The sequence below is a fragment of the Coleofasciculus sp. A1-SPW-01 genome (assembly GCF_040217205.1).
Lineage (GTDB): Bacteria > Cyanobacteriota > Cyanobacteriia > Cyanobacteriales > Coleofasciculaceae > Coleofasciculus > Coleofasciculus chthonoplastes_A.
In genome coordinates, this window is the sequence record NZ_JAVJNP010000076.1 from 1 (window position 1) to 25,908 (window position 25,908).

The 25,908-nt window shown below is 44.6% G+C and carries 20 protein-coding genes; 10 read left to right on the top strand and 10 right to left on the bottom strand.

The window, feature by feature from the left end; translation table 11 throughout:
* Positions 1-117: 117 nt before the first annotated feature.
* Positions 118-1,092 carry an MDR/zinc-dependent alcohol dehydrogenase-like family protein gene (locus tag RH949_RS11775; RefSeq protein ID WP_446353267.1) on the bottom strand — a complete coding sequence of 325 codons (975 nt, stop codon included), beginning with the start codon at positions 1,090-1,092 and terminating at the stop codon, positions 118-120.
* A gap of 58 nt (positions 1,093-1,150) precedes the next feature.
* Here RH949_RS11775 and RH949_RS11780 point away from each other — a divergent pair, with 58 nt between their 5' ends.
* Entirely contained in the window at positions 1,151-1,678 is a 528-nt protein-coding gene (locus RH949_RS11780; RefSeq protein ID WP_446353269.1) for a hypothetical protein, read from the top strand.
* Between the two features lie 141 nt (positions 1,679-1,819).
* On the opposite strand, the gene RH949_RS11785 is transcribed toward RH949_RS11780, so the two are convergent.
* Positions 1,820-3,958 (bottom strand): EF-hand domain-containing protein, encoded by a 2,139-nt coding sequence (locus tag RH949_RS11785; RefSeq protein WP_006105450.1) that lies wholly within the window; start codon positions 3,956-3,958, stop codon positions 1,820-1,822.
* A gap of 218 nt (positions 3,959-4,176) precedes the next feature.
* Here RH949_RS11785 and gatB point away from each other — a divergent pair, with 218 nt between their 5' ends.
* The 4 genes from gatB (at position 4,177) to RH949_RS11805 (ending at position 7,487) form a co-directional block, all read left to right on the top strand.
* Entirely contained in the window at positions 4,177-5,661 is a 1,485-nt protein-coding gene (gatB, locus tag RH949_RS11790; protein ID WP_006105433.1) for an Asp-tRNA(Asn)/Glu-tRNA(Gln) amidotransferase subunit GatB, read from the top strand.
* Positions 5,662-6,059: 398 nt separating this feature from the next.
* Entirely contained in the window at positions 6,060-6,350 is a 291-nt protein-coding gene (locus RH949_RS11795; protein WP_044210625.1) for a nucleotidyltransferase family protein, read from the top strand.
* Complete coding sequence (locus tag RH949_RS11800) at positions 6,340-6,696, top strand: HepT-like ribonuclease domain-containing protein (protein ID WP_446353271.1); 357 nt, start codon at positions 6,340-6,342, stop codon at positions 6,694-6,696. The genes RH949_RS11795 and RH949_RS11800 overlap by 11 nt, the downstream gene beginning before the upstream one ends.
* Positions 6,697-6,740: 44 nt before the next feature.
* Entirely contained in the window at positions 6,741-7,487 is a 747-nt protein-coding gene (locus tag RH949_RS11805) for a type IV pilin-like G/H family protein (RefSeq protein WP_446353273.1), read from the top strand.
* A 51-nt stretch (positions 7,488-7,538) separates the two neighbouring features.
* Here the strand turns inward: RH949_RS11805 and RH949_RS11810 are convergent, their stop codons facing one another.
* Genes RH949_RS11810 through RH949_RS11820 form a run of 3 tightly spaced genes read right to left on the bottom strand, consistent with a single transcriptional unit; the run spans position 7,539 to position 10,730 of the window.
* Positions 7,539-7,904 carry a hypothetical protein gene (locus RH949_RS11810; RefSeq protein WP_446353275.1) on the bottom strand — a complete coding sequence of 122 codons (366 nt, stop codon included), beginning with the start codon at positions 7,902-7,904 and terminating at the stop codon, positions 7,539-7,541.
* A gap of 19 nt (positions 7,905-7,923) precedes the next feature.
* The gene (locus tag RH949_RS11815; protein ID WP_446353277.1) at positions 7,924-8,364 is read right to left on the bottom strand and encodes a hypothetical protein; all 441 of its coding nucleotides are present in this window, start codon (positions 8,362-8,364) and stop codon (positions 7,924-7,926) included.
* A 32-nt stretch (positions 8,365-8,396) separates the two neighbouring features.
* On the bottom strand, positions 8,397-10,730 hold the full coding sequence (locus RH949_RS11820) for an ATP-dependent helicase (protein WP_446353279.1): 2,334 nt from the start codon (positions 10,728-10,730) through the stop codon (positions 8,397-8,399).
* A gap of 428 nt (positions 10,731-11,158) precedes the next feature.
* Between RH949_RS11820 and RH949_RS11825 the strand changes: the two genes are divergently transcribed.
* The 3 genes from RH949_RS11825 to RH949_RS11835 all read left to right on the top strand — a co-directional run bounded on the left by RH949_RS11825 (position 11,159) and on the right by RH949_RS11835 (position 13,835).
* Entirely contained in the window at positions 11,159-12,001 is an 843-nt protein-coding gene (locus RH949_RS11825; RefSeq protein ID WP_446353281.1) for a serine/threonine protein kinase, read from the top strand.
* A 129-nt stretch (positions 12,002-12,130) separates the two neighbouring features.
* Positions 12,131-13,366, top strand: a complete 1,236-nt coding sequence (locus tag RH949_RS11830; protein WP_446353283.1) for a serine/threonine protein kinase — start codon at positions 12,131-12,133, stop codon at positions 13,364-13,366.
* A 247-nt stretch (positions 13,367-13,613) separates the two neighbouring features.
* Positions 13,614-13,835, top strand: a complete 222-nt coding sequence (locus RH949_RS11835) for a hypothetical protein (protein WP_157453388.1) — start codon at positions 13,614-13,616, stop codon at positions 13,833-13,835.
* A gap of 53 nt (positions 13,836-13,888) precedes the next feature.
* On the opposite strand, the gene RH949_RS11840 is transcribed toward RH949_RS11835, so the two are convergent.
* A complete protein-coding gene (locus RH949_RS11840; protein WP_446353285.1) occupies positions 13,889-14,671 on the bottom strand; it encodes a hypothetical protein in 783 nt (260 codons plus the stop codon).
* A 4-nt stretch (positions 14,672-14,675) separates the two neighbouring features.
* Positions 14,676-15,965 carry a DUF389 domain-containing protein gene (locus tag RH949_RS11845; RefSeq protein WP_446353287.1) on the bottom strand — a complete coding sequence of 430 codons (1,290 nt, stop codon included), beginning with the start codon at positions 15,963-15,965 and terminating at the stop codon, positions 14,676-14,678.
* 184 nt (positions 15,966-16,149) lie between these two features.
* Between RH949_RS11845 and RH949_RS11850 the strand changes: the two genes are divergently transcribed.
* On the top strand, positions 16,150-17,562 hold the full coding sequence (locus tag RH949_RS11850) for an adenylate/guanylate cyclase domain-containing protein (RefSeq protein WP_446353289.1): 1,413 nt from the start codon (positions 16,150-16,152) through the stop codon (positions 17,560-17,562).
* A gap of 195 nt (positions 17,563-17,757) precedes the next feature.
* Positions 17,758-23,544, top strand: a complete 5,787-nt coding sequence (locus RH949_RS11855; protein ID WP_446353291.1) for an AAA family ATPase — start codon at positions 17,758-17,760, stop codon at positions 23,542-23,544.
* Between the two features lie 611 nt (positions 23,545-24,155).
* Here RH949_RS11855 and RH949_RS11860 read toward each other — a convergent pair.
* The 3 genes from RH949_RS11860 to RH949_RS11870 all read right to left on the bottom strand — a co-directional run bounded on the left by RH949_RS11860 (position 24,156) and on the right by RH949_RS11870 (position 25,552).
* A complete protein-coding gene (locus RH949_RS11860; RefSeq protein WP_071777275.1) occupies positions 24,156-24,527 on the bottom strand; it encodes a hypothetical protein in 372 nt (123 codons plus the stop codon).
* A gap of 76 nt (positions 24,528-24,603) precedes the next feature.
* Entirely contained in the window at positions 24,604-25,008 is a 405-nt protein-coding gene (locus tag RH949_RS11865) for a ribosomal maturation YjgA family protein (protein WP_006105376.1), read from the bottom strand.
* Between the two features lie 22 nt (positions 25,009-25,030).
* Complete coding sequence (locus RH949_RS11870) at positions 25,031-25,552, bottom strand: TM2 domain-containing protein (RefSeq protein WP_446353293.1); 522 nt, start codon at positions 25,550-25,552, stop codon at positions 25,031-25,033.
* Positions 25,553-25,908 lie beyond the last annotated feature (356 nt).

The window sequence follows — 25,908 nt, forward strand, 5'->3', positions numbered from 1 at the left end:
AAAGTCCCACGGTGTAATGCTTGTAGGTTGGGTTGACGAAGGAAACCCAACTAATTAAGCGATTAAGCTAGGTTTTCTTCAAATCAAGCCAATCGCTACACATATAAGGAAAATTTATCACCTTATGTACGGGAGAGCCTCACTCATATCCAATAAAACCTTTAATACGCCCTTACTTTTTGCCTGTTCAACGGCTTTAAGTCCCTCTCGTAACGGATAATGACCCTGAATCAGCGGTTCCACATCCACCCGTCCTGACGCCAGTAACTCCAAGGCGGGGGCAAAAGGACCACAACGCGACCCAATTAGGGTAATTTCGTCTACAACCAGAGATGATGCATCAAAGGTTAACTGACCCGCGTAGGTACTTTTAAGCACTAAAATACCTCGTGGACGTAAAGCGCGGCGGGCGAGTTCAAATCCAGCCGGATTCCCGGTACACTCAACCGCAATATCAAACGCTCGTTTGGCGATCGCATCGGCGAATCCCACATTAATCCCCCGTGCCGATAAATTTGCCAACTTATGCCGATGACGCCCCACCACAAACAAGTCACATCCGGTTAGGGCAAGGGTTTGGGCGACTAATTGTCCCAGTTTCCCATCGCCCACCACCAACACTCGTTCCGTCGAACTCACCATGACTTGCTGCTGAATTTCCAAGGCGGCGGCGACGGGTTCGGTAAAGGTAGCTAAATCTGTGGGTAAATTATCGGGGACTCGATGCAAATTCTCTATTGGTAAACTAAGATAGTCGGCAAACGCCCCATGGCGGTTGGCAATTCCCAATACCGTGCGGTTTTCGCAGTGGGTTGATTGTCCATGTTGACAATAGTGACATTGCCCACAGACGGCGTTAATCTCGCCAACAACTCGTTGTCCCTGTAATTCAGTCGGTCCTTGTTCAACAACACCGACGAATTCATGACCTAAAATACCCTTATAAGGATAATAGCCTCGAATTAATTCCAAATCCGTGTTACAGATACCCGCCTGGACAACTCGTACCAAGGCTTCCCCCGGTGGTGGCTGCGGAATGGGGACATCGTGGCGGAGTTGCAGTTGATTGTTTTCCAGCCAAAGTGCTTGCATTAGGATTAATTTTCGATCAAGATAACTTGACTAGCATTTTATTACGAGACGGAATCAGGTGGATATTCCAGAAGACGTGACCTTTGACGACGCGATCGCACTCACTCAGTCGCTGATGACGCAACTGTCATCCGGTGAACTCTCCCAAGTAGACGCGGCGGGTGCGATCGCCCAGTTGGTGAAAACCACAAATGGTGCTAGAGGGTTCTTTGTCACCTACCTCACCGCTGACAACAGTTTAGCGGATACTCCCTCGCCAGAGGTAATTCAAGCCCTGCAATCCTCACCGGATACCGTCGCTGAACTGTTGGTGAAAAACTTAGCCATGTCCGCTGCGATGGCGATTACCCACCGGCGGAATCAGAATGAAGACTTGGCGCAAGGATCGGATCGAGTGCGAATACGAACAATCCATTTAATTGAACAAATTAATCTACCTCAAGTGCAGGAAAAAGTAGTGGCGTTACGGGAAAGTGCCATAACTGGAGAAGGAGAGTATAAGGCGTTTCTGGAACGTTGGCAATATGATGCCCAACAACGGGAGATTATTCGCCACACTCTCGATCGGGTAATTGTGGAGGGTTGATCATTAATTTTAGCCCTGTCAGTCCAGTAGTTTGAGTTCTTTAAACGTCAGTAAATCCTTTTCAAAGAGTAACCCAACGCTATAGTTAACCTGTTGCGACTAAAGACTAAATAGAGATTACTTTGTAGTAATTGATCATAGCTAGTCTAGAAGATGCAAAATTTCCCTAAACTCCTCATAACTAATTTGGCGATCGCGGTTTGTGTCGGCTAGCTTCAGCATTGCCTCAATTTCAGCGTGAGTAACTTGGGAATTAATCTCTCGCAAACAAACTTCTAATTCTTCGCCACTAATGTAACCTGACTCATCCTTGTCCAAAAGCCGAAAATATGCCATTAGGCGCTCGTCTTCGTCTAAATGTTTGAATGAATCAAAAGTATAGCTGATCATGCGCCACAACTGATGCGGATCAGTTTGTTTAATAATCTCAGCTTCCTCCGTTGTGGTAACCCCGTAATCTTGGCGAGCCTGCTCAATGCTTTTTGATTCACGTTTCGATAATTGCTTGAGTAACGTCTCCAAATCAGTCATCGGCTTTTTACCATTAATCACTTCAGCTAACTCGGTGACTAAGTGTTGCTCTGGATGATTCTGGGAAAACTCCAGAATGAGCGTCAAGATGGCTTCACGATAACTTTCTTGACGCCACCAATCTTCACGACTCCTGTGGTTTTGCGGATCAAGCAGATTAGGAGCTTCAACTCCAAGCTCTGTTAAAATCTGCTGATGTTCCGCCTCAGAAATATCGAGTTCCCGCCGCATGGGTTGAAGAATATTCAAACTGCTTGAAATGTCAGCATACCCTTCATTAATAGCTTCTGTCAAAATTCCTTTATAAGCCTGAAGCCGTTTTTCCTTGGTAAAATTTGGCAAAATCTTAGCTAAAACATAAACTTCATCAGCATTTAGAGAATCGAGCGATCGCCCTTCTAAAAAACTTGAGATATCTAAGTTTAATTTACTGAGCTGTCGCCGCAGTCGGCTGGCTAGACTTTCTTGGCGGTAGCGGTGGGGATGGCGTTGCCATGTCCGGTAGAGCCATAGCGTACTACAGATGGCAATAAGTAGTGGAAATAAATATTGTATCGGTGCAGGTAACAACCCGATAAAATTTCGTCCGGCAAAGACAAAGAATAGATTAAAGACAAAGAACGTACAAAGGGTAAACATCCGGTGACGGATTAGTTCTTGACTTAGGGGTTGCTGCTGGCGTCGCTGAACCGCATTATAGCGTTTTTCTATACGACTTCCTATGCTAGATCCGGCAAATGCAAATGCGGCTAATGTCAGCGGAACAGCGACTAACTTAGGCAGGGGAATTGGCTGATTTACCAGATAAAATCCTGGACTCATTAATGTAGCTAGCTGATTTTCTTGATGCGCCCAAACGCCAGAGAAATAGTAGTCCCAATTCCCGGCATAAAGATAATAATAAATGAAGTAACCCAAGACCAATCCGACATAACCGTAGTAGAGCCACTGTTGTTGCGGTTGCATAATCGTTTCCCAGTAGGAACGCTCCGCATCAATATCAATACAGGGACTCTGACAAGCCACACAAGCACTCTGTTCTTCGCCTTTTTTGTTTAGGGTGCGACACATCGATTGCGTAATCTTTTGGCGCTCTTCTTCATGAGCTGTTCTTGTCAACAATCCTCTAGGTTCAGCATAAATTTTTTGCACCGGAGCCATGGGACAGAAATACTGACACCAGGATTTACCCTCATAGAGGTAGCCCACTACAATTGCCCCGACAATAGTTGTTAATAAAAAAATTGCCAAGGCTGTGCGATCGGAATTGACGAACAAAATTCTGCTACATAATCCTAGATAAAATAGTCCAAATTGGAGATACAAATGATTCCGACCTAACCAGGAATTTTGAGTCACTTTTACTCCCTGATAGCGTACTTTCCCAGTTTGAGGATGAACTAGTCGTTGTTTCCGTTGCCATCCCAAAGCGCGAGGAATTTGGGACAGAAATGACAATGGACATATCCGACGCCATAATTCATGTCCAAATACCAACAAAATGAAAATAGCGGTGGGGACAATTATGCCCCAAAAAATAGGCGCTCCCAAGGCATAAGGACTCTCTTCTATACAAGTTCCCTGAACATTGACACAAATAGTAGGGTCAATTCTTAAAGGACTAATTGTATTGTCAGGAGTGGTTAATCCAGGAGAGAAAGGGTCATAGAACAACGAAAGAATTAGTAACAACCAACCAATGGTCAGCACCCATCGAACTCGGTGCATTTGGCGTTCCGATATTTGCATCCTATTTGTTTTATAACTTAGCTAGACAAATAGTACAGTACCATCAATACTCACCTTACTCCACATCCCACCCTCGCCCACCCCTCTCTTGACCTCTGCGCTTTCCCTCTGCGCCCATCTGCGTTAAAAAACAATCCCGCCACCAACAAAAATCCCTTAACCCCTCACCCCCTCACCCCCACGCTAAAATAGACCAAAACTATGACAACGAAACACCTATGACCACCGCAGCACCCGCCAAAACCAAATACGAAGCCATCATCGGTCTAGAAACCCACTGTCAACTCAACACCGCCACCAAAATATTCTCCCACTCCTCCACAGAATTCGGCACTCCCCCCAACACCAACATTGACCCGATATGCATGGGACTTCCCGGAGTGCTACCGGTTCTCAATCAAAAAGTCCTAGAATCCGCCGTCAAAGCTGGATTATCCCTCAATTGCCAAATCGCCCCCTATAGTAAATTTGACCGCAAACAATACTTTTATCCCGACTTACCCAAAAACTATCAAATCTCTCAATATGACCTCCCCATCGCCGAACATGGCTGGTTAGAAATCGAACTCATCGATGACGACGGAAACCCCATTGACAAAAAAATTGGCATCACCCGCTTGCACATGGAAGAAGACGCCGGAAAACTCGTCCATGCGGGAAGTGATGGACTCTCCGGTTCCACCTACTCCCTCGTCGATTTCAACCGCGCAGGTATCCCCCTCCTAGAAATTGTCTCAGAACCCGACTTGCGTTCTGGCAAAGAAGCCGCCGAATATGCCCAAGAATTGCGCCGGATTATGCGTTACCTGGGTATCAGCGATGGCAATATGCAGGAAGGTTCCCTACGCTGTGACGTGAATATCTCCGTGCGCCCCGTTGGTCAAAAAGAATTTGGCGTGAAAGTTGAAATTAAAAACATGAACTCCTTTAACGCCATTCAAAAAGCCATTGACTACGAAATCGAACGGCAAATCGAAGCCATTGCAACTGGGGAACCGATAGTTCAAGAAACCCGCCTCTGGGAAGAAGGAAGTCAACGCACGATTAGTATGCGAATTAAAGAAGGGTCTAGCGATTACCGCTACTTCCCCGAACCCGACTTACCCCCGATTGAAGTCTCCAAAGAACAATTAGACCAATGGCGCAGTGAACTCCCCGAACTTCCCGCCGAAAAACGGCATCATTATGAAGAGAAATTCGGGCTTTCTGCCTATGATGCCCGCGTCTTAACTGAAGATAAACTGGTTGCCGAATATTTTGAAGCTGCTGTAACTGCAAATGCCAATCCTAAACAAGTGGCAAACTGGGTGATGGGAGATATTGCTGCTTATCTGAATACGGAGAAACTGGCGATTACCGAAATTGCGATCAAACCGTTGGTTTTGGCAGAACTAATTCAGTTGATTGAAGATGATACGATTAGCGGCAAAATCGCCAAAGAAATTCTCCCGGAACTCCTATCAAAAGGTGGTTCAGCCAAGGAAATAGCTGAAAGTCGGGGACTGATTCAAATCTCTGATGTCACCCAACTCGAAGCCATCATTGATGACGTGATTGCTGCTAATCCCAAGAAATTGGAACAGTATCGCAACGGTAAAACCAAGCTGCAAGGGTTTTTTGTCGGACAGGTGATGAAGGAAACCAATGGACGGGCAAATCCCAAATTAACCAACCAACTTTTAGGCAAAAAGTTGAAAGGATAAATTGTAGTGGCGTGACCCACCTAAAATGGTGAAATAGATTTGGTTCGTAGTGAGGGCTTTAGCCCTCTCCAGCTAGGCATTAAAGCACTAAAGTGCTTACTACAAACAAAGTCCTATTTTAACCCGGTCACGCCAGTAGGGTGCGTTAGCGGAGCGTAACGCACCATTGCTCAGGAAAAATGTACCCTTGCTCCCCCAGCTCCCAGACGTGCCATGGCACGTCTCTACCTTGGCTTCCCCAGCTTCAAGAGCTCCCCCTCACCACAACACTTATTCAGCAGCCCCTAGCTATAGTGGGCAAGCATTCGTTTAAAGAATAAGGTACAATTCCGGTTAAAGGTAAAGATGAAATGGTAATTTTTATCGGTTGTATTGGCTGAATGAGTGGGGGGATACCTGTGAAACGAGAGGATGTGTTAGCGATTGTTAAAGCTCATCAATTGAAACTTCAAGAACTTGGTGTCAAGTCGTTGGAGTTGTTTGGTTCTGTGGCGCGGGATGAAGCGAGAACCGACAGTGATGTGGATTTTCTGGTCGAATTTTCTCAACCGATAGGATTATTTGGTTTTAGTCGCATCCGGCTTTATCTAGAAGATATTTTAGGCTGTCCTGTCGATTTGGGGACTCAAGATGCGTTGCGAGAGCATTTGCGTGAACCTGTTTTGGAGGATGTGATTCGTGTCTTCTAGACGTTGGCAACTGCGAGTTCAAGATATTTTGCAGGCAATTTCGAGTATTCAGCAACGAACAGCCGGAATAACGTTTGAGGAATTTGCCGCTGATGAAATGCTGTTTGATTCGATTCTTTACAAGTTTGTGGTTATTGGTGAAGCCGCTAGAAATGTTCCGCCGGAAATCCAGAGTCGTACTCCTGATATTCCTTGGCGACTTATGACTGATATGCGAAATGTAATCACTCATGAATATTTTCAGGTTAAGTTAAGGATTGTATGGGATGGAATTCAGACGGAACTTCCTCCGTTAGTTGAACCCCTGCAACGGTTATTGGCAAGTGAAGCGGGGAATGAGTTGTAGTCGCCAGTGGGATGGTTCAAGTTTATATAGGGTGAGTCATGTAATTGCCTTCTGGAAAAATTATTACAGTGGTGTCGTTTAATAACATTGCGTTGCCCGATAAGATGTCTAAGCTGAAACAAGTCCTAAAATTTAGCCTAATAAGTTTGAACAGCATAATTTTAGCTAGCGCTATTTTTTTGCTATTCTGGCATAAAAAATTGATTTATCAGTCAATGACTGCATCTTATGAACAACAAAAAGCCATGAATTATTTGTATTCAATAATCCGCGCACAACGGGCTTATGTTCTAGAAAAACAGGAATTTTCTGATTCTTTTGAAGACTTAAGTATAGAATTTTCTAGAGATGTCAAAAATTATACCTATCATATCTATACAGGAATTCAGACTACCTTGAATGATTATCTGTTTTTGAATTTAGATAAAGGTCAAATAGAACAATTGTTAAAAATTCAAACAGAGGCAACGTTTATATCACCCAAACAACTGCCCAGAGTCTCCTCTTATATAGTAATGATTACCGCTCAACCTAAACAAGTTGGACTCAAAACTTACATCGGATTTATATTTAGTTGCGATGACCCGTCAACAGGTGGAAGTGACTGTGAACATGAATCATTAACTTTTGCTATGACTTATCAGAGCGAACAATCCTTGACTCCACCTCCGACTCGATTGAAATTGAAAGTGTCCTTACCCTTTGCTTATTGTGCTAAAAGCGGATGTCTACATCAGCAAGTTCCTACACCAGAAGGGTTCCGTCCAATTGAGGATAACAATCAAGAATAGGTGACTATCTGTAAAAAAGCTGGAAATAGGCACTATAGCCCTAATTTAAGATTACTCCCTCTGCAAGTAAGCAAAACTACTATTTTTACAGCAATCTAAGAGTTCCAAAAGTTTTTTTAATCGATACGTTCTTTCTCCTAATATTTCTTTTGAGATGGTTTTATCTAAATCTACTAACATGGCTGCTGTTTCTTTCAATATCATTTCATTGAAACAGGCAGCAAACATACTTCTTGTGGTGCTGGATAAATGAATTAGTGGTAGCTCTACTTTTTCTCCATCAAGACAAATTGTGGTCATTTTAGAACGCCCGACTTGAGCAAAGTCTGAATAGGCTAACCACTGATAAAAATCTTCTCCCATCCGAATACTTTGAGAAGATTGTCCATTTTCCCCATAGAAATTAATGTTGAACATGACTTTTTCCTATCTCATATCAGTAATTACTAAATATTGATTCAGGTATAGTTTCAGCAAAAGCAATACCCGCCTGGTTCAATTTTTGCTTACTCGGTTGGGAAATTCGGTTAGCGCTGACAATTCCGATGACAGTTCCTTGGTTAATAATTATATCCACTTCCTTGCCATAGAGATATTGAGTTTTAATTTCCAGATGGGGGTTACTGATTGACGTTACAGTCGCCGTGGAACCAATCGAGTCATCCTGATTAAAGTCCTGATGGATTTCTTGAATGAGTTGTTTGACTTTAAGGGTATCGGCTGAGTTGATAATCTTTATATCACCGTTCTCGTCGTTACCATAGGTTTCCTGACAGGGAATGTTATGGGTCGTTAATTGAACGATGACCCAGCGTTTCAAGTTCCTGTGCTTTTGGAGTATATTTATCAGTCTGTCTTCATCAGATTGTTGTTCCATACTAAATCACTGACCATCACTCCGGCTAACTCTTAATTTACCCTCGTCGCGAGAGAAACCACTGAATCGGGGAAGCGACGACTTAATACCGGTAACACGGGACAAGGCTTTTTCATCTGTAAGTTGTCTGAGGCTTGTCCACTAAAGGTATTCCAGCGAAAGGGTCCTTTTTGTGCCGCTGATATCCATAAAAGTCGTTTGGCGCGAGTCATGGCAACGTATAATAACCGATATTCTTCGGCGGTTTTGAGTTGTCCGGCTTTCTCCCAGGCTTCTAAGGCGGTGGGTAAAGGATGGTCATGCAAACTGGCGCGAATTTGCGCCCGGGCGACTTCAGCTAGGGTAAAATCGCCTAAGAATTGGGCGGCGGTGGGTATCCAAGGATTACCGGGAATGGTGTCTTCGTGGAGAAAGGGGAGAAATACGTAGTCCCAGTCTAATCCCTTGGCTTTGTGCATGGTGATAATTGTCAGTTGACGGCGACGTAGATAGCGGGAGTCGGCGTCTTCGGTTTCGACGGGTTCAAACCGTTCCGAGGAGACAATTTCACTTAAAGCGGCTAAGGTAGCAGGCATGGCGCTGCTACTATAGGTTTGTTTGACCACTCGTTCGGCGAGTTTATCGGCTGTGGCGAGTTCGGATTGGTCGTACTGTAAGGTGAGGGCTAAAAAGGAAATAAGCTGGTAATGGGGTAGTTCTAGACGCGCCCGTAATAGACTGCGACAGTATCTGGCGGCTTGACTGACTGCGGGTGTGGGATGGGGGTCAAGGGGTCCGGGATAGAGGAATTGTTCGGGATAGGTGGCGAGGGCGTTTAAGTCTTGGGTGGGAATGAGTTGGCGTTTAACTAGAACGTCTAATGCGGCTTTTAGGTAGTCGGGAGAATGGGGACGGTCGATAAATTGCAATAATGCCAGAATTTCTATGGGAATATGTGAATGGCGATCGCTCCCTTGAACATCATACACGTCAATCCCATGCTGGCGCTTGAGATAGTCGAGTTTCTGGGCGATAAAATTACCTTGGCGATTTTCTCGGACTAAGACGGCGGCGTTATGGTTTGGGTTGCGGGTGAATAGGTCTATTACCCGTTGTCCCAATAATTCTACCGTTTGATAAATATCACTGGGTTGATAAATCTCTAACCCTCTCCCCTCTGGCTGGGGATTGGCGTCGGTTTGGGGGTCATCGGGGGGTACGGGGTGGATGGTTTGGGGACGAAAGGGACGAGTGGATTCATCCTGGTTTTGCGTATAGGTTTGATTTACCCAATTGAGGATAAAGTTAGCCGCATCAATAATAATCGGTGTACTACGACCCGCTTGATCCATCGTAGCAAGGCGCTGTTGTTCCTGGCATTCGGTACAAAAGCGATTAAAGTAAATGGGGTCAGCAGGAGTAAAGGTGGAGTTAATCGCTTGATTGGGATCACCCACCCGGATTAAATTGAGGGGACTGTAAGGATTAGTCGGATCAGCGGCTAGAGTTTGTAATAAGCGATATTGGAGGGGACTGGAATCCTGTGCTTCGTCTTCAAAGACGGCAAAAAATTGCCTCTGCCAGAGTTGGCGCACGGTGTTATCCTCTAGCACTCGCAAGGCTGCCAGAATCATATCATCATAATCAATAAAGTCTCGCGATCGCGTCACTCGTTGATAGTGTTCGTATAATCCCGCCGCGATCGCTAATATGTCATAAGGGTCATTGGTTTGTTGACTGATTACCCATAAGTCTTCCGGTAATAGTCCCGAACTTTTGGCTTCGTGAATCACGGTATAGGCTAAAGACGGTAGCACTTCGGTTCGCAATACCGATTGTCGCCGCAATCGTTCCGTTTCTTCCCCATCAAAACTTACCCCTTCCAATAATAGGGAATAGCGGCGCGGATTTGATGCAATCCACTGTTCCACACAAGCGCGAATTAAGCGGTGGCTTTGATTCGGGGTGACAACGGTTAGCGTATCTAAATTAATCCCGGATAAATCGGGATGGCGGTTGGCAATATTCAGGGCTAATCCGTGCAGTGTATACACCACAAAACTATTTTGGGGTAAGCGTAGTGGCTTCAGATACTCGCGAATTTTGCCCTTAATTGAAGCCGCCGCCGATCGCGTAAACGTGACCACGACTAATTGTCGTTTACCATGAAGTTGATACCGTGCGATCGCAATAGCCGCCGCGACAGCCATTCCCGTAGACTTCCCCGCACCGGGTACCGCCGACACCGCCAGAGAACCTCCCTGCCAATCTGCCATCGGTTGTTGTCCCTGACGTAAGCTGTTGTACAGGCGCTGCAATTCCTGTTCCTGTAAAGCAGCTAGGGACAGTTGTACGGTGTCTTGAGTCGTGTTGGGATTATCTGGCATTGTTTAGAGACAAGGGCGATAGATAATTATCGGATAGTTTCAATCATGTATCGATGCATCTGTAGAGATTCAGAAAAATATTTGCGATCGGATCATCAGACATTCATTCTAATTGGGTATTAGTAGCGAGCAAGATGCTCGCACTACAAGCTGTCATGCATTTAAATTGGGTATTAGTAGCGAGCAAGATGCTCGCACTACAAGCCTGCGCGGACAAATAGAACCCGCGCTAGCGAAGCTTGCCAAAGGCTAGGCAGGTTTCGTTTGTGTAGCTGCGGTTTCAACCGCCTAGCTTGTAAAATTATAGACTTAAAATCCTCTGAAGGTGACAGAATTGGCGGCAAATTTGGGCATACTCTGAATAGAGCGAGTCATTGCCATAGCAAATATGCGACGACTCCATCAATCAGGTTACAGGTTACGCCGCGATGGAAAAACTACAAGCGTTAGAGGAGACGATCGCTAAACGTTATCGTATTTTAGCACCCTTGGCACAGGGAGAGAGCGGTATCACCTATCTGGGCGAAGACGGGGAAACCGGGGAACGAGTTATCCTGAAAGCCTTATCACTGCGCCAGATTCATGACTGGAAAGCACTTGAACGGTTTGAACGAGAAGCGCAGGTGTTGGCTCAACTGAATCATCCGGGGATTCCTCGGTATCTGGATTATTTCCATCTCGACACACCGCGCGATCGCACGTTCTATATTATCCAACAATTTGCCCCCGGATGCTCACTAGCAGAATTAGTGCAAAACGGGTGGCGGGGGAATGAAACGGAGATTCGCCAGATTGCCATTCAAGTCTTAGACATCCTGGTTTATTTACAGCAGCAAACACCCCCTGTAATTCATCGAGATATTAAACCCGATCATATCATCCGAGGCGATAATGGGCGGATAATGCTTGTGGATTTTGGTGCGGTACAAACTACCTATTACAGTACCTTAGCCAGAAGTCATACTGTGGTAGGAACGTTTGGCTATATGGCACCCGAACAATTCCTGGGACAAGCGGTTCCAGCTACCGATTTATATGGGTTAGGTGCAACGTTGTTATTTTTACTCACTCATCGTTCTCCCGCTGATTTACCTGTCAATCATCTGACGACAGATTCCCGGTGTTTTCGGATGCAGATATCGGAAGCGTTTGCTGATTGGTTGGAGACAATGCTGGAACCGGATTCAAAGCACCGCTTCGCTTGTGCTGAAACCGCCCTAGCTGAGTTACAAAATCGGCGAGTTGCGGTTAAGTTTAGGGTCAATTTGTAGGGGCGGGTTTAGGGACTCAATTAGATAGTCACCTCAAAAACAAAAACAAAACCCGCCCTCCCCACCAATCAATGAACTCTAGCTCAACTCAATCATCCCGCGATTCCCAAGTATTTAGCCTATTTTCAGGTGGATACACCAGAAACCCATGATTTTTATCTGGTACAGCAAATTGCGCCAGGAAAGTCGTTAGCTGAATTAGTGGAAATGGGCTGGAAACCCAAGGAAGCTACCGTTAAACGTTTAGCCATCGAAGTCTTAACTATACTGGTTTACTTACAACAATTTACGCCAGCGATTATTCATCGCGATATTAAGCCCCAAAATATTATTCTCAGCAAAAATGGAGAAGTATTTCTGGTTGATTTTGGTGCTGTTGCTGACACCTATTATCATACCGTAACGGGTGGTAGTACCATAGTGGGAACATTCGGGTATATGGCTCCCGAACAATATCGAGGTCAAGCGGTATTATCCACTGATTTATATGGATTAGGTGCAACATTGCTATTTTTATTAACCGGAAAATCTCCGGCTGATTTTCCTCAGCATCAGCTCAAAATTCAGTTTCGTCCTTATGTGCAAATTTCGCCCGATTTTGCCGATTGGTTAGAGCGAATTTTAGACCCTGCGATCGCGTATCGTTTTGCTAATGCGAAAGATGCCTTATCTGTCTTGCAAGGGAAACAGAAACTGAGGCAAAACATAGGACAACTTTTTTGCCAATCGCCGCAAAAGCGGATTGCCTTGATCAAGACGCCGAACAAATTAATTCTAGAACTTAAACCGATAGGGCGACAGCGCGATCGCTTCCGTTTATTAAGGGGACTGACTCGTATAATCAAACCCATTTTACCGTTACTGTTGTGGGATTTGATTGGTTTGCTTCTGGTTCAAGTTATCGCTATACCATCATTTTCTGGTAACATTGCTGAAACGATTCGATTAAATCATCATCCAGATATTATATTTGCAACAACCCTCTACAACTGGGTATTAAATGGATGTATTGGCTTCCTCGTTATTGGTCTTTTATTTATGAGTATCTATGTTATGATGGGACTGTTTAGTATCGGGAGTTTCCTAATTCGTGCCACGTCTCGCACTTGGATCGAAATTAGTCCAAAGGGCTTCCAGATAAAACGGTGGATTTTGGGTTTATGTTACTGGAACGTTCGGGGGCAATTGGCGGATATAAATCCGATAAACCTGGACAAAATAAAGTTACCGTTACTTAGAAAAACGATAACCGTGTGTTTGCTACAGTCGCATCGGCGTAAGCATTGGTTAGGTATAGCTTTAATCCGATCAGAGCAAAAGTGGCTGGTGAGAGAAATAACTGATTTTTTGGGGGCTTTATCTTAATTAAGCCTATTAATTAAGCCTAGAACTAAAGTTCTGGCTAAAAGCTAAAACCCGTTAAAACGGGTTCAAAGACTTAGCCACTAAGCTAGATTATTACTTTAATCAGATTACTTAAAGGACAAGGATTGCTGAGTTCCGTTTTCTTTGACATTAAACTTAATATTAAATATCAGAAAAGGCTTTATGATAAGGAGGAGTATTTAATTGTGTCCGACTACTGAGAAGGAGATTTTCGATGAGCAAAAAAATGAACAACAAAACCAAAATTATAAAAGAAACCTTTGGAAGTCCTGACGAAGAGGGGTACTACAGTGGGGCTTATATCTTCAGTGACGGCACAGCCGAGTTTGTCTGTGGATACCAAGCTCCGATTGGCAAGAGCAACGGTAGCGAAGAATACTATAACGTAATGCCAGCTACCCCTCAACAGGTCTACGCCAAATATGGAAAATCCGAAGACAGTGCTTGATTCGCCATCGATACGTTAAGATGGGACTCTCTTGTCCTGAATCGCCCAAAAATTTAACCCAAAATGAGTAAACCCGCATAAGCAGTTGCACCCAAAGCAAATGCCCAAAATCGACTTTGCCGTTCTTCGGGTAGTTCTTCTTTAATCACATTCAGGATAATTCCTCCACCTAGAAAGGCAAACAGTACCGCTAGGGCGGCTTCAGATATTTTCGTAGCTTGTCCAATCGCCCAACCGCACAAAATTGCGCCCGCTAAAACCCAACGCCCGATCCGGTGATAGGCGTCTTGGTGATGCTCCCGCAATCCATAGTCATTGACAAAAAAGTGCAACACCATGGCAATAAAAAAGAATAAGAGACTCTCTACTCCCGGTTCCTCGCGATGAATGAGTAGATAACCAATTAACAGGTTATAAAGGGAAAATGAGCCAATATGTAACCAAAAGATTCCTTGAGAGAGTATACCGCTAAGTTTGTGCTGATTTTGTCGATATACTTTAACCAGATGTTCTAACCCATAGAATACCGTTAATCCCAGAAGCGCGACTAAATAAACATGGCTTTCCAAAAACGCGATCGCGAATCCTTCTGTCTGTTCAATGGTTCGTTGTCCCTGATTGAGTTCTGGCAATAAATGCACAAAAACATACGCCACCGATGCTCCCCCGGCGAATGATAGCCACTGACTGCGAGGAATTACATCGAGAAAGCGCATTTGTCCACCAAATAGATGGACAAGCGCCAAGAGTATGGCGAAGATTAAGGCTAGCAGCGTAGTTAATGATACGTTCAACACTGAAGTGTCTGCGATCGCGAATAATCGTTGTACACCCATTCTCCTATTTTCTTGAAACATCTGGCAATTCCAACACAGTCACCTGAACTAAGGGGGTAACATTAAAATCCATCTCCAGTAAATGGCTTTGAATCGCTTTCGTTAACTGTGTCTGAATCGTTTCCGTAGAAGCCGTTACCTCCGGGTTACGCTGGACATAAACTATCGTCAGTAGTGTATTTTGCCCCTCAATTTTCGTCCGCGTAAACTGCACATTCGACTGCACCAGTTTTGCCAAATCACTCTCCTGCACCACCTGCTGAATCTCCGTTGAGGTACGCTGTTCGAGTGAGGTACGCTGTAAAGTGGGTTCCTGCCAAAGTTGCGCGGTTAACAACCCTGCCATGATCACCGCCCCAATTCCCAACCCCACAGGAAACAACCACCGCTTTCCCCGGTTATAGCGAGCGCCCGTGGCGGAAAGCCCCACCAGACGGAAGACAATCGCGCCAGAAAAATTAATCCCGGCTAACTGAAGCACAAGCAGGAACAGACTATTAACTACCATATCCCACCGTGCGATCGCGGCTGCCATTCCCACTAATCCGGCGGCTGGGGCTAAGGATGCAGCGACTAACACACCCACGGCGGCTCCGGAAACTAGACTACTGCGTTCAGATTGGATGAGATTCAACGCCCCTGCGGTTCCGGCAATTAAGGGGAGGAGAATCGTAACCGATGATACCTTAAAACTCGCCATCATCAGACTGGTGGGTGCTTGCTGTTGCATAATCACACTCAAAATCCCCGCCACAACCACCGTCACCGCAATCCCTGCACCATAGCGGATGACACTACGCTTGAGTAAGTATAAATCGCCTCGTGCCGTTGCGATCGCGGTATTCATCGCTGGTCCTGCAAAGGGTGCAATCAGCATCGCGGCGGTGAGTAGATAAATGGTATTGGTAAACAACCCAATCCAAACCACCACACCTGCACAAGCCGCATACCCCAAAAATCCCTTCCAAGAACCAACACTCTGCAACCCCGCTAAGAATATCTCCAGGGGGCTGCGTAGCTGCACCTCTTTCACTTGTTGCGGGGCTTCTGACGGGGGCGGTTTGAGGGGCATTATCCCTCGAGGCACTAATGTCACATATAAGTCAGGCAGAGTATCTAAGGCTTCTAGCAACTGCTCAACCTGACGATTGGGAACATAAGTAATCACAAAATCTAGCTTTCCCTCAGTATCAGACGCCTCAAACCGCGCCAGATTCGTTCCCTGATGAGCTTTAGCCATATCGAGAACCTTATCCCCTTGTCCTCGTGGTACTTGAATTAAAAGTTGGCGCACCTCATCCTCCCATAGTTACCTGTCATTAAGCGTGATACGCCCGATGCATTTTGACTTCCCTCATCAGAAAGATGTTACTGCTGTTCCCTGTTCCCTGTTCCCTAACAAAGACATTTTTTCCGAAATAAGGCTGAACAGATTGATATGAAAACTATACCTCGTCCAGAAAAAGCCGATCGCACCTATGCAACCTAACCACCCCTCCATAGAGCAGCTTATGTGGGAGAATGCCAGTCTGCGCCAGGAAATTGCCGCCCTGAAGCAGGAAAATGCGGATTTAGAAATTCTGCTGGAGACGACAACGGAACATTCAGATACCGTTACCGCCCAGTTGCATAATCAGGCAATTCAAGCCGTACTCGATAGTGAAAAACGACTGTTGCAATTTCTGGAAGCGATGCCCGTGGGTGTAGCGGTATTGGATCATCAAGGCTGTCTTTACTATATTAATCGTAAGGGAAAACAGTTAACCCGACATAGCATCCCTCTGGGAGTCAATGCGGAAAAATTAGCTAAACTTTATCATATTTATCGCAGCGGAACCAACCAACTTTATCCCTTTGATCAGTTACCGATTGTGCAAGCGCTTCAGGGTGAAACTGCCACGGCTGATGACCTAGAAATCCGCCACGGGGATCAGGTGATTCCCCTAGAGGTTTGGGGAACACCGATATTTGATCAAGACGGAACTATTATTTTTGCGATCGCGGCGTTTCAAGACATCACCGAACGCAAAAAAGCCGAAGCAGAACGCCTTCAGTTTACCACGGATCTTTTTGCCCTCAATCAAGCCCTATCCCGCTTTGTCCCCCGCCAATTCCTTCAATTGTTGGAGAAAGATAGTATTGTCGATGTGCAACTGGGTGATCAAGTCCAGAAAGAAATGTCAGTGCTATTTTCGGATATTCGCGACTTTACCAGCCTTTCAGAAAAAATGAACCCGGACGATAATTTTAAATTTATTAATTCCTATTTTAGTCGCATGGAATCAGCCATTATTGATAACCAAGGGTTTATTGATAAATATATTGGCGATGCGATTATGGCACTCTTTAGCGGTAGTGCCGATGATGCTCTCAAGGCGGGAATTACCATGTTGCATCGGCTGGCTGAGTATAATAGTCATCGTACCAAAACTGGCTATGTGCCGATTCGCATTGGCATTGGGATTAATACCGGCTCGTTGATGTTGGGTACAGTAGGCGGTGCATCGCGTATGGATAGCACGGTGATTAGTGATGCTGTTAATTTAGCGTATCGGATGGAAGGATTAACCAAAGAGTATGGCGTACCGTTGTTAATTTCTCACTACACGTTTTGCCAGCTCAATAATGCCAATGACTATAGTTTTCGCGTGATTGATAGAGTTAAGGTTAAGGGGAAATCTGAGGCGGTGAGTGTTTATGAAGTCTTTGATGCAGATGAATCGGAAATGCAACAGGCTAAGTTAGTCACAAAAACAACCTTTGAACAAGCCCTGTTATTTTATAATCTGGGTAAGCTTGACGTAGCCGCCAGTCTGTTTGAACAGTGTTTGCGCCAAAACCCTGAAGATAGCGTGGCTCTAATTTATCAGTTACGCTGTTTGAATAGGTAGAAGGCAGAGGGTTTCAAGGCAAATGGATGAAAAATCAGTATCGAGGATTTTTCATCCCTATAAAATTATTGGTTTTAACAGTTTATATACCTGATTGTGCTTCCCCATTGCCTATTGCCTATTGCCCATTGCCCATTGCCTATTGCCTATTGCCCATTGCCCATTGCCCATTCCCTGTTTCCTTAAATCACATCTATGTTTAACATTCCCGGTTATCAGATTTTATGCCAAATTCATGAAAGCACTCAATCGATTGTCTATCGAGGAATTCGCCAAGCGGATCAGCAAGCGGTTATCCTTAAACGCCTGAATACTCATTACCCTACACCGGAAGAGATTCGCCAATATAAACAGGAATATCAACTCACTCGCCGTCTCAATTTGGCAGGCGTCGTCAAAGCCTATCGCTTAGAACAGTATCAAAACAACGTAGTCATTATATTCGAGGATTTCGGTGGTGATTCTTTACAGCTATTGCTTAATCACCATCAACTGACTCTAGCTGAGTTTCTCGACATCAGCATTAAAATAACCGATAGTTTAAATCAAATCCACGCCGCTAATATTATCCATAAAGATATTAACCCCAGTAATATTGTTTACAATCCCCAAACCGGACAAATTAAACTGATTGATTTTGGCATTGCCAGTGTTTTGAGTCGGGAAAATCCGACTCTACAAAACCCCAATGTTATCGAAGGGACTTTAGCCTATATCTCCCCGGAACAAACGGGCAGAATGAACCGATATGTGGATTATCGCACAGATTTTTACTCTCTGGGTGTCACCTTTTATGAATTGTTGACCGGAAACCTCCCCTTTGAGGCTCAAGATGCGATGGAGTTAGTGCATTGCCATCTGGCAAAATATCCCACACCTCCCCATCTTTTAGACGGGAGTGAACAGATGCAGGAAGGTAAGGGAGTGGGGGAGATACCCCAGGCGGTTTCAGACATTGTGATTAAACTCCTCGCGAAAACAGCAGACGAACGCTATAAAAGTGCCTTGGGACTTCAAGCGGATTTAGTGATTTGTTTGATGCAATTAGAGGCAAATGGTTTTATCGAACCCTTTCCAGTTGGCGAAAATGATGTCGCTGAAAAGTTCCAATTTCCTCAAATAAATTATGGTCGAGACGCTGAATTAGCAATCTTATTCGCCGCTTTTAACCGTGTGGCTAATGGGAGCAAAGAATTAATGCTCGTATCGGGTTGCGCCGGGATTGGTAAATCGGTATTAGTTCAGGAACTTCATCAACCAATTGTGCAAGAACGGGGATATTTTATAGTTGGTAAATTTGACCAATTTAAACAGAATCGTCCATTCGCGTCTTTAGTGCAAGCTTTCTCTGACTTAATCGGACAAATTTTAACCGAAAGTGAAGCCAGAATTGCCGATTGGCGTTCTCAACTGTTAGAGGCATTTGGTGTTAATGGTCAAGTTATTATTGACGTTATTCCTAAACTTGAACTGATTATCGGTCAACAGCCTCCTGTACCCGAACTTCCGGCGACAGAAGCGCAAAATCGCTTTAATCGATTGTTTGCTCAGTTTATCCAGGTGTTTGCTCAAGCAGAACATCCTCTGGTTATTTTTCTGGATGATTTGCAATGGGCAGATTCGGCGTCTCTGGATTTGTTGGAACGGTTACTGACTGATGTCGATAGTCGTTATCTTTTAATTATTGCCGCGTATCGGGATAACGAAATTAACCCGCTTCATCCTTTAAATAGGTTGCTGGATAAGAGTCCTAATCTGGGTGGGGCAGTTAATCAAATTCATCTCAGCCCTTTAGAGTTAATCCACCTGAATCAGCTAATTGCCGATGCACTAGATTGTTCTTTAGAGGAGGTAAAATCTCTGGCAGAATTGGTTTGGGACAAAACTCAAGGAAATCCTTTTTTTGCTAGCCAGTTCTTAACCTCTATTTATAACCAAGGGTTACTTAAGTTTGATTTTGATTCGGGTTCGTGGGAGTGGGATATTCAAGATATTGCAGCGCAAACGGTATCCGATAATGTTGTGGAATTTATTGCCCAAAAACTGCAAACGTTATCGGAAAATACTCAAAAAAGTTTACAGCTTGCGGCTGGGATTGGTAATGTCTTTGATTTAACCACGTTAGCCGCTATTTATGATAAATCACGATTAGAAACTGCCATTGACTTATGGGAAGCGGTTCAAGCAGGACTAATTATTCCTCTGGGTGAAGATTACAAATTTATTCAATCCGCCGTACTTACCACGTCTAGCTATTTCAATGACAATGATCCGAATGACAATTCCCCTTCCCTAACGTCACCCCTTAATGTTACGATTAATCCTTCATACCGATTTATTCATGACCGAATTCAACAAGCTGCTTATTCGTTAATTCCTGAACCTGATCAACCTGCCATTCACCTGCGGATTGGTCAGTTTATGCTAAAAACAACTCCCCCAGACAAGCAGGACGAGAAACTCTTTGATATTGTTAATCAGTTAAATGTGGGTATCCCGTTAATTACGGATCAGTCTGAGAGAGATGAACTGGCTCAATTGAATCTCTTAGCTGCACAAAAAGCCAAAGCTGCCACTGCTTATGAATCTGCGGTTAATTATTTAAATACAGGACTAAATTTGTTAGCCACGGATAGCTGGCAGATTCAGTATAATTTGACAGTTAAACTCTATTATGAAGCTGCCGAAGCCGCCTATTTGCGAGGAAATTTTGCCGAGGCAAAGCAGTTGGGAACAGTTATTTTAGACCAAGCCAATGCATTGGGCGATCGCGTCAAAGTTTATGAACTAATGATGCAGAGTAGTATCGCCCAAAATCAGCTAATTCAGGCGATTGATATTGGCTTAGAAACACTGGAAATGCTGGATGTCTTTTTAGTCGAGTCTAACGGAGAAGATGGACAAGTTGAATTACCCGCGATCACCGACTTAGACGACTTTCCCAAAATGACTGATCCGCAGAAAAAAGCGGCAATGAGAATACTGGTAACCGTGGCATCGGCTACCTATTTAGCCAAGCCGGAACTCTTGTTCCAGGTAATCTTAACCATGGTCAATCTTTGTCAAACCTATGGACTTTTGCCAGAGTCTACTTACGCCTATTCAGTGTATGGATTACTTCTGTGTGGAATCTTGGGGAAAATAGAGGAAGGCTATTACGCCGGAGAATTAGCGCTGAGACTTTTAGATCAATTAGAGGCAAAGGCGCTTAAGTGCAAAGTGCTGCACCTGTTTAACGTCTATATCCACCACTGGAAAGCCCATGCTAAGGATACCTTAATTCCCTTGCGATCGGCAATTCAATCGGGATTGGAAACGGGGGATTTAGAATATGCGGGGTATTGCATGACCAATGATTGTACCTATTCGTTTTTTATTGGTACTCCCTTGGATGTTGTCGAGAAAAAACATAAACACTATATTAAATCCCTCTCTAAAATAAACCATACATTTTCCCTTTATTTAACCCAACTCTGGCGACAACTCTGCTTGAACTTAATTGGAGAAGTCGAGTCAGTAGTGCAATTGCGGGGGGATAGCTTTGATGAACAGGAAACTCTGCCCTACTTACACCAAACCAATAATCATACCTTACTCTTTTTTGCCTATTTAGCCAAAGAAATCCTCAGTTATTTATTTAAAGAGTTTAATTTAGCGATTTCCGCAACGCATCAGACTGAGGCATTTGCCGGATCAGCACAGGGATTAATCGTTTATGCGATTCATCTGTTCTACAATTCACTCATCCTCTTGGCGCAGTATCCCACTGTAGAACCCTCTGCACAAGAACAGTATTTAAATCAAGTCATTGCTAATCAAGAAAAAATGCAACATTGGGCGAATTATGCCCCGATGAACTATCAGCATAAGTATGATTTAGTGGCAGCCGAGAAAGCGCGAATTTTAGGAGACTCCCTCAAAGCAATGGACGATTACGATCACGCGATTCAGGGGGCAAGAGAACATGGATATATCCAAGAAGAAGCCTTAGCCTATGAACGCGCCGCCGAATTTTATCTCAGTCTCAATCGAGTAGAAATTGCTCAAACGTATATGACTAAAGCGCATTATTGCTATAGTCGCTGGGGGGCAAACGCTAAAGTTAGGGACTTAGAAGAACGCCATTCTCAGTTAATTGAACGGCGGGCAAATTTCCGTTCAGCCGACAGGGACACCTCCGGCGTCAATCCCTTTATTCAAACCTCTGATGGCAGTGATTCATCTCGCTTAGATTTGACCAGTGTTCTGAAAGCCTCCCAAGCGTTATCAGGAGAAATCCTTTTGGATCAATTGCTGGCAAAGTTCATGCAAATTCTGATTGAAAATGCAGGTGCAACTCAAGGCTATTTGATTTTGTCTACTCAGGGAAAACTGCTGATTGAAGCGGAGGCGGCGGTGAATCAGGAGACGGTTAAGGTGTTACAGTCTATTCCGGTAGAAAGTAGTACCGCTGTGGCAACAAGTATTATTAATTATGTGGCGCGTACCCACGAAACAGTGGTCTTACATGATGCCATGAATCAGGGTAAATTTACTCAGGATGTCTATGTGATCCAAAATCAGTCTAAGTCTATTTTGTGTAGTCCATTGCTGAATCAAGGCAAACTATCGGGACTGATTTATTTGGAAAATCATTTAACCACGGGGGCTTTTACCTCAGACCGACTAGAACTGCTGAAACTCTTATCCTCTCAAGCCACAATCTCAATTGATAATGCTAAACTCTACGCCGAAATTCGCAGCAATGAAAGTCGATTAAGTCAACTTTTAGAAGCCGTTCCTGTGGGAGTCGCGGTTATCGATAAGCGGGGCAAAAGTAACTACTTGAATCAACGGGCGCAGGAGTTACTCGGCAAAGGAATTCTACCCGATCTAAACTATGATAAAATTGCTGAAATTTATCAAAACTATGTCGCTGGAACAAAGCAGCTTTATCCTAATGATAAATTACCCATGGTAAAAGCCTTACGTGGTGAATATGCGACGGCGGATGATATTGAAATCCACCAGGGCGATAGAATTGTTCCCATCGAAGCGTGGGGAACACCTATTTTTGATGAACAGGGGAATGTTATCTATGCGATTGTCGCCTTTCAAGATATTACAGAACGTCGCCACGCTGAGGCTGAACACGAACGATTTACCCAAAAACTCTCTCAACTGAATCTGGCATTTTCCCGGTTTGTGCCGCGTCAATTTCTCCAGTTTTTGGATAAGGACAGTATTGTGGAGGTACAAGTTGGGGATCAGGTGCAGAAGGAAATGTCGGTGTTATTTTCTGATATTCGGGATTTTACCCAACTCTCGGAAACAATCACACCGGATGATACTTTCAAATTGATTAATTCTTATTTACAATGTATGGAACCGACGATTGTGGATAATCAAGGGTTTATCGATAAGTATATTGGCGATGGGATTATGGCACTCTTTGGCGGTGAGGTTAATGATGCGGTGAACGCCGGAATTGCCATGTTGCATCGACTGAGAGAGTATAATCAAGAACGCCGGAATCAGGGTGATAGTCCCCTGAAAATCGGTATAGGGATTAATACGGGTTCCTTGATGTTGGGGACAGTTGGCGGATGCAATCGCATGGATACGACGGTAATCAGTGATGCGGTGAATTTGGCGTCTCGTGTGGAAGGATTGACGAAAGAGTATGGTGTGTCGTTGTTAATTTCCCATCATACGTTCTTAGGGTTACAGCAACCGACTGACTATGCGATTCGTTTAATTGGTCAGGTACAGGTTAAGGGAAAAGCGGAATTAGTCACAGTTTATGAAGTCTTTGATGCGGATTCTCCGGAGATAAAAGCTGGGAAGTTGGCGACATTGCAACTGTTTACTGAGGCGTTATCGTTCTATCATCTCCAGGCTGTTGAGCAAGCCGCACAAGGATTTGAAGAGGTTTTACGGTTGAGTCCTAGGGATAGAGTGGCTCAACTGTATCTGAATCGGATTCGGGGGTGTGGGGTTTAAATAAAGGGTACACATCATTAAATAAAGGGCGCACTAAGGTTATGCGTTTTAAGTTAAAGAAACCCCTCACCCCCAACCCCTCTCCCACTCTGGGGAGAGGGGTTGGGGGTGAGGGGGCGGGTTTAGGGACTAAATTGGGTGGCTTAACGATAACTGAACAACAAAACCCGCCCTTTATTTAATGGCGCTTTTGAACTCAATTTGTCCCAGGGTTCTGTAATTTAAGTAAAGATAGGCTCGCATCCCTTACGACAAACTACAAACTTTAAAAATTTTCCCACCTGAACATCGGTGGGTTAGGTTGGACACTTAATTGAATGGTTATTCGCTTCTATTAAATGCCGCCTAACCCACCCTACGGCACTAATGTAAAAAATATCAATCTATTGTAGGGGCGGGTTTAGGGACTAAATTGGGTGGCTTAACGATAACTGCATAACAAAACCCGCCCTTGATTTAATGGCGATTTTGAACTCAATTTGCCCGTGCAGACGTGCATTGGTGTCAACTTAAAGAAAACTCAAGGTATTGCGTTCTGGCAAGAGCTTAAGTTGACACCAATGGTGGGGGTGTAGAAACGCGCCATGGCGCGTCTGGGAACGAGAGCCGGACTATTCCCAGGCGTCGAGGTCTATGGCTTTTGAGCCGCCTCGTTCTAGCTGTCCTAAAAGTTTACCCAACTGATACCACACTAACCAACCAATGAATAGAGTTAGGGGTAGGGAAATGGTGTAAGCCAGGAATGTGGGAAAGCTAAAAATTTCTAGCCCAGCCGCCAAAAATACGCAAATTCCGGCGGAAATTCCTAGAAATGGGATGAATAATGGCAATCCTTGCATTTGAGCCAGACTGCGAGAGGAACGGTTTTTTGACCATTCCTGTACCTTTTGTTTCAGTGTGGCTTCAAACGCCGCACCGCAGGTAATCCCAGCCAATAAACCCATCACTAACAATAAATAAGGCGGTTCGTGAAGATAATACACAAAGCACTCCCAGCATATAAGTCCGATACAGCCAGATTGTACACTGTCTCCAGCCTTTAAGCGGTGACGTATTGAGTTATGATTTACTGTGGCGATGTGACTGACGTGAGTAGACCCAAGCCGATCGCATCCAGACCCAACCCAGAAAACTCCCGATAAAATAAGCGGGAAAATCTGACCAGGTAAAGGTATTCCCCAAGATAACCCGACCCAGTAACGTGGCTCGGATTGCCTGCAAAAATGGAGGTTGCCATAGTTGCAGAACCTCCAACAGACAAGTAACAATACAAACCCCTATTGCTGTCCACAGGGGTGACGCTTGCGGAAAGAAAAGCCCAACCAAGAGAATCCAGAAAATCTCATAAGCAAAGCTACCCAGTCGGTCATTCAGCCATTCCGGTGCAGGTGCGTAAAACCGTACTGCATATCCCAAAGGAGCAATCAGGATAATGCTGATGAGTAGGATAATGCGATATTTCAAAATAGGATAGTGGTCAACCTCCCTACACCCATCGCTTTAACTCAGGATTAGCACTCAACTCTAATTCTGGAAACGCATAAACGACAACGCCTGTATCGGGGTCATTGTCAATATTCACATAACCGGACTTGACCAAATCGTTCAACGTCGCTTCTATCTCCGCAAACCCTCGTCCCGTATCGACAACCCCCTGAGTCACGGACAATTTACCGCCTCTAGCTTCAGCCGCTTTTACTAATTGGACAACAAAGGAGTCCTGGTTTAAAGTCGCAGGAGCATGATAAGGCTGGACTAATGTGGGTGAACCAGAAACCGTTGCTTCTCCAGCGATGCGATCGCGCTTCCCATATTTGAGATAATGTTCTTCTACCATGCCGGGAATCAGAAACAAGTCAACGAATTGACCAACGCCAAATAATCCCCCCGTACAAAACCACAACAAACCTGTGCCAATCTTACCATTGTAGAAACGGTGCAATCCGGCAAATCCAAACAGAAAGCCGAACCACAACAAATAACTCCCCTCACGTCTATTTATATCCATTGCCAATCCTCCTCTTGGTTTGGTTTAGCTAAAGCGCTCTTTCCCGGTCACAGGCTGCATCGGCTTAAACTCCAGCGTGATTAACGTAAAGCCAGCCACTGTAAGTTGTCCTGTGGTTCTTTACACGCTTTCTTTCATTATCGCCAAACTTTGAGCGAAACGTTTTAAGAATTGAGAAATGTAGGGACGGGTTTCACTATATCGGGGTTGCGTGAACAAGTGTTGTGGTGAGGATAGGGAACACCTCGACCCTTCGACAGGACTTCGGCTGACCCTTTGCCGAAGGAATGCAGGCAAAAAATATTGTTATAGACGATGACCTAGTTTAATCAAATGTCCCGGACTGAAACTAGGTT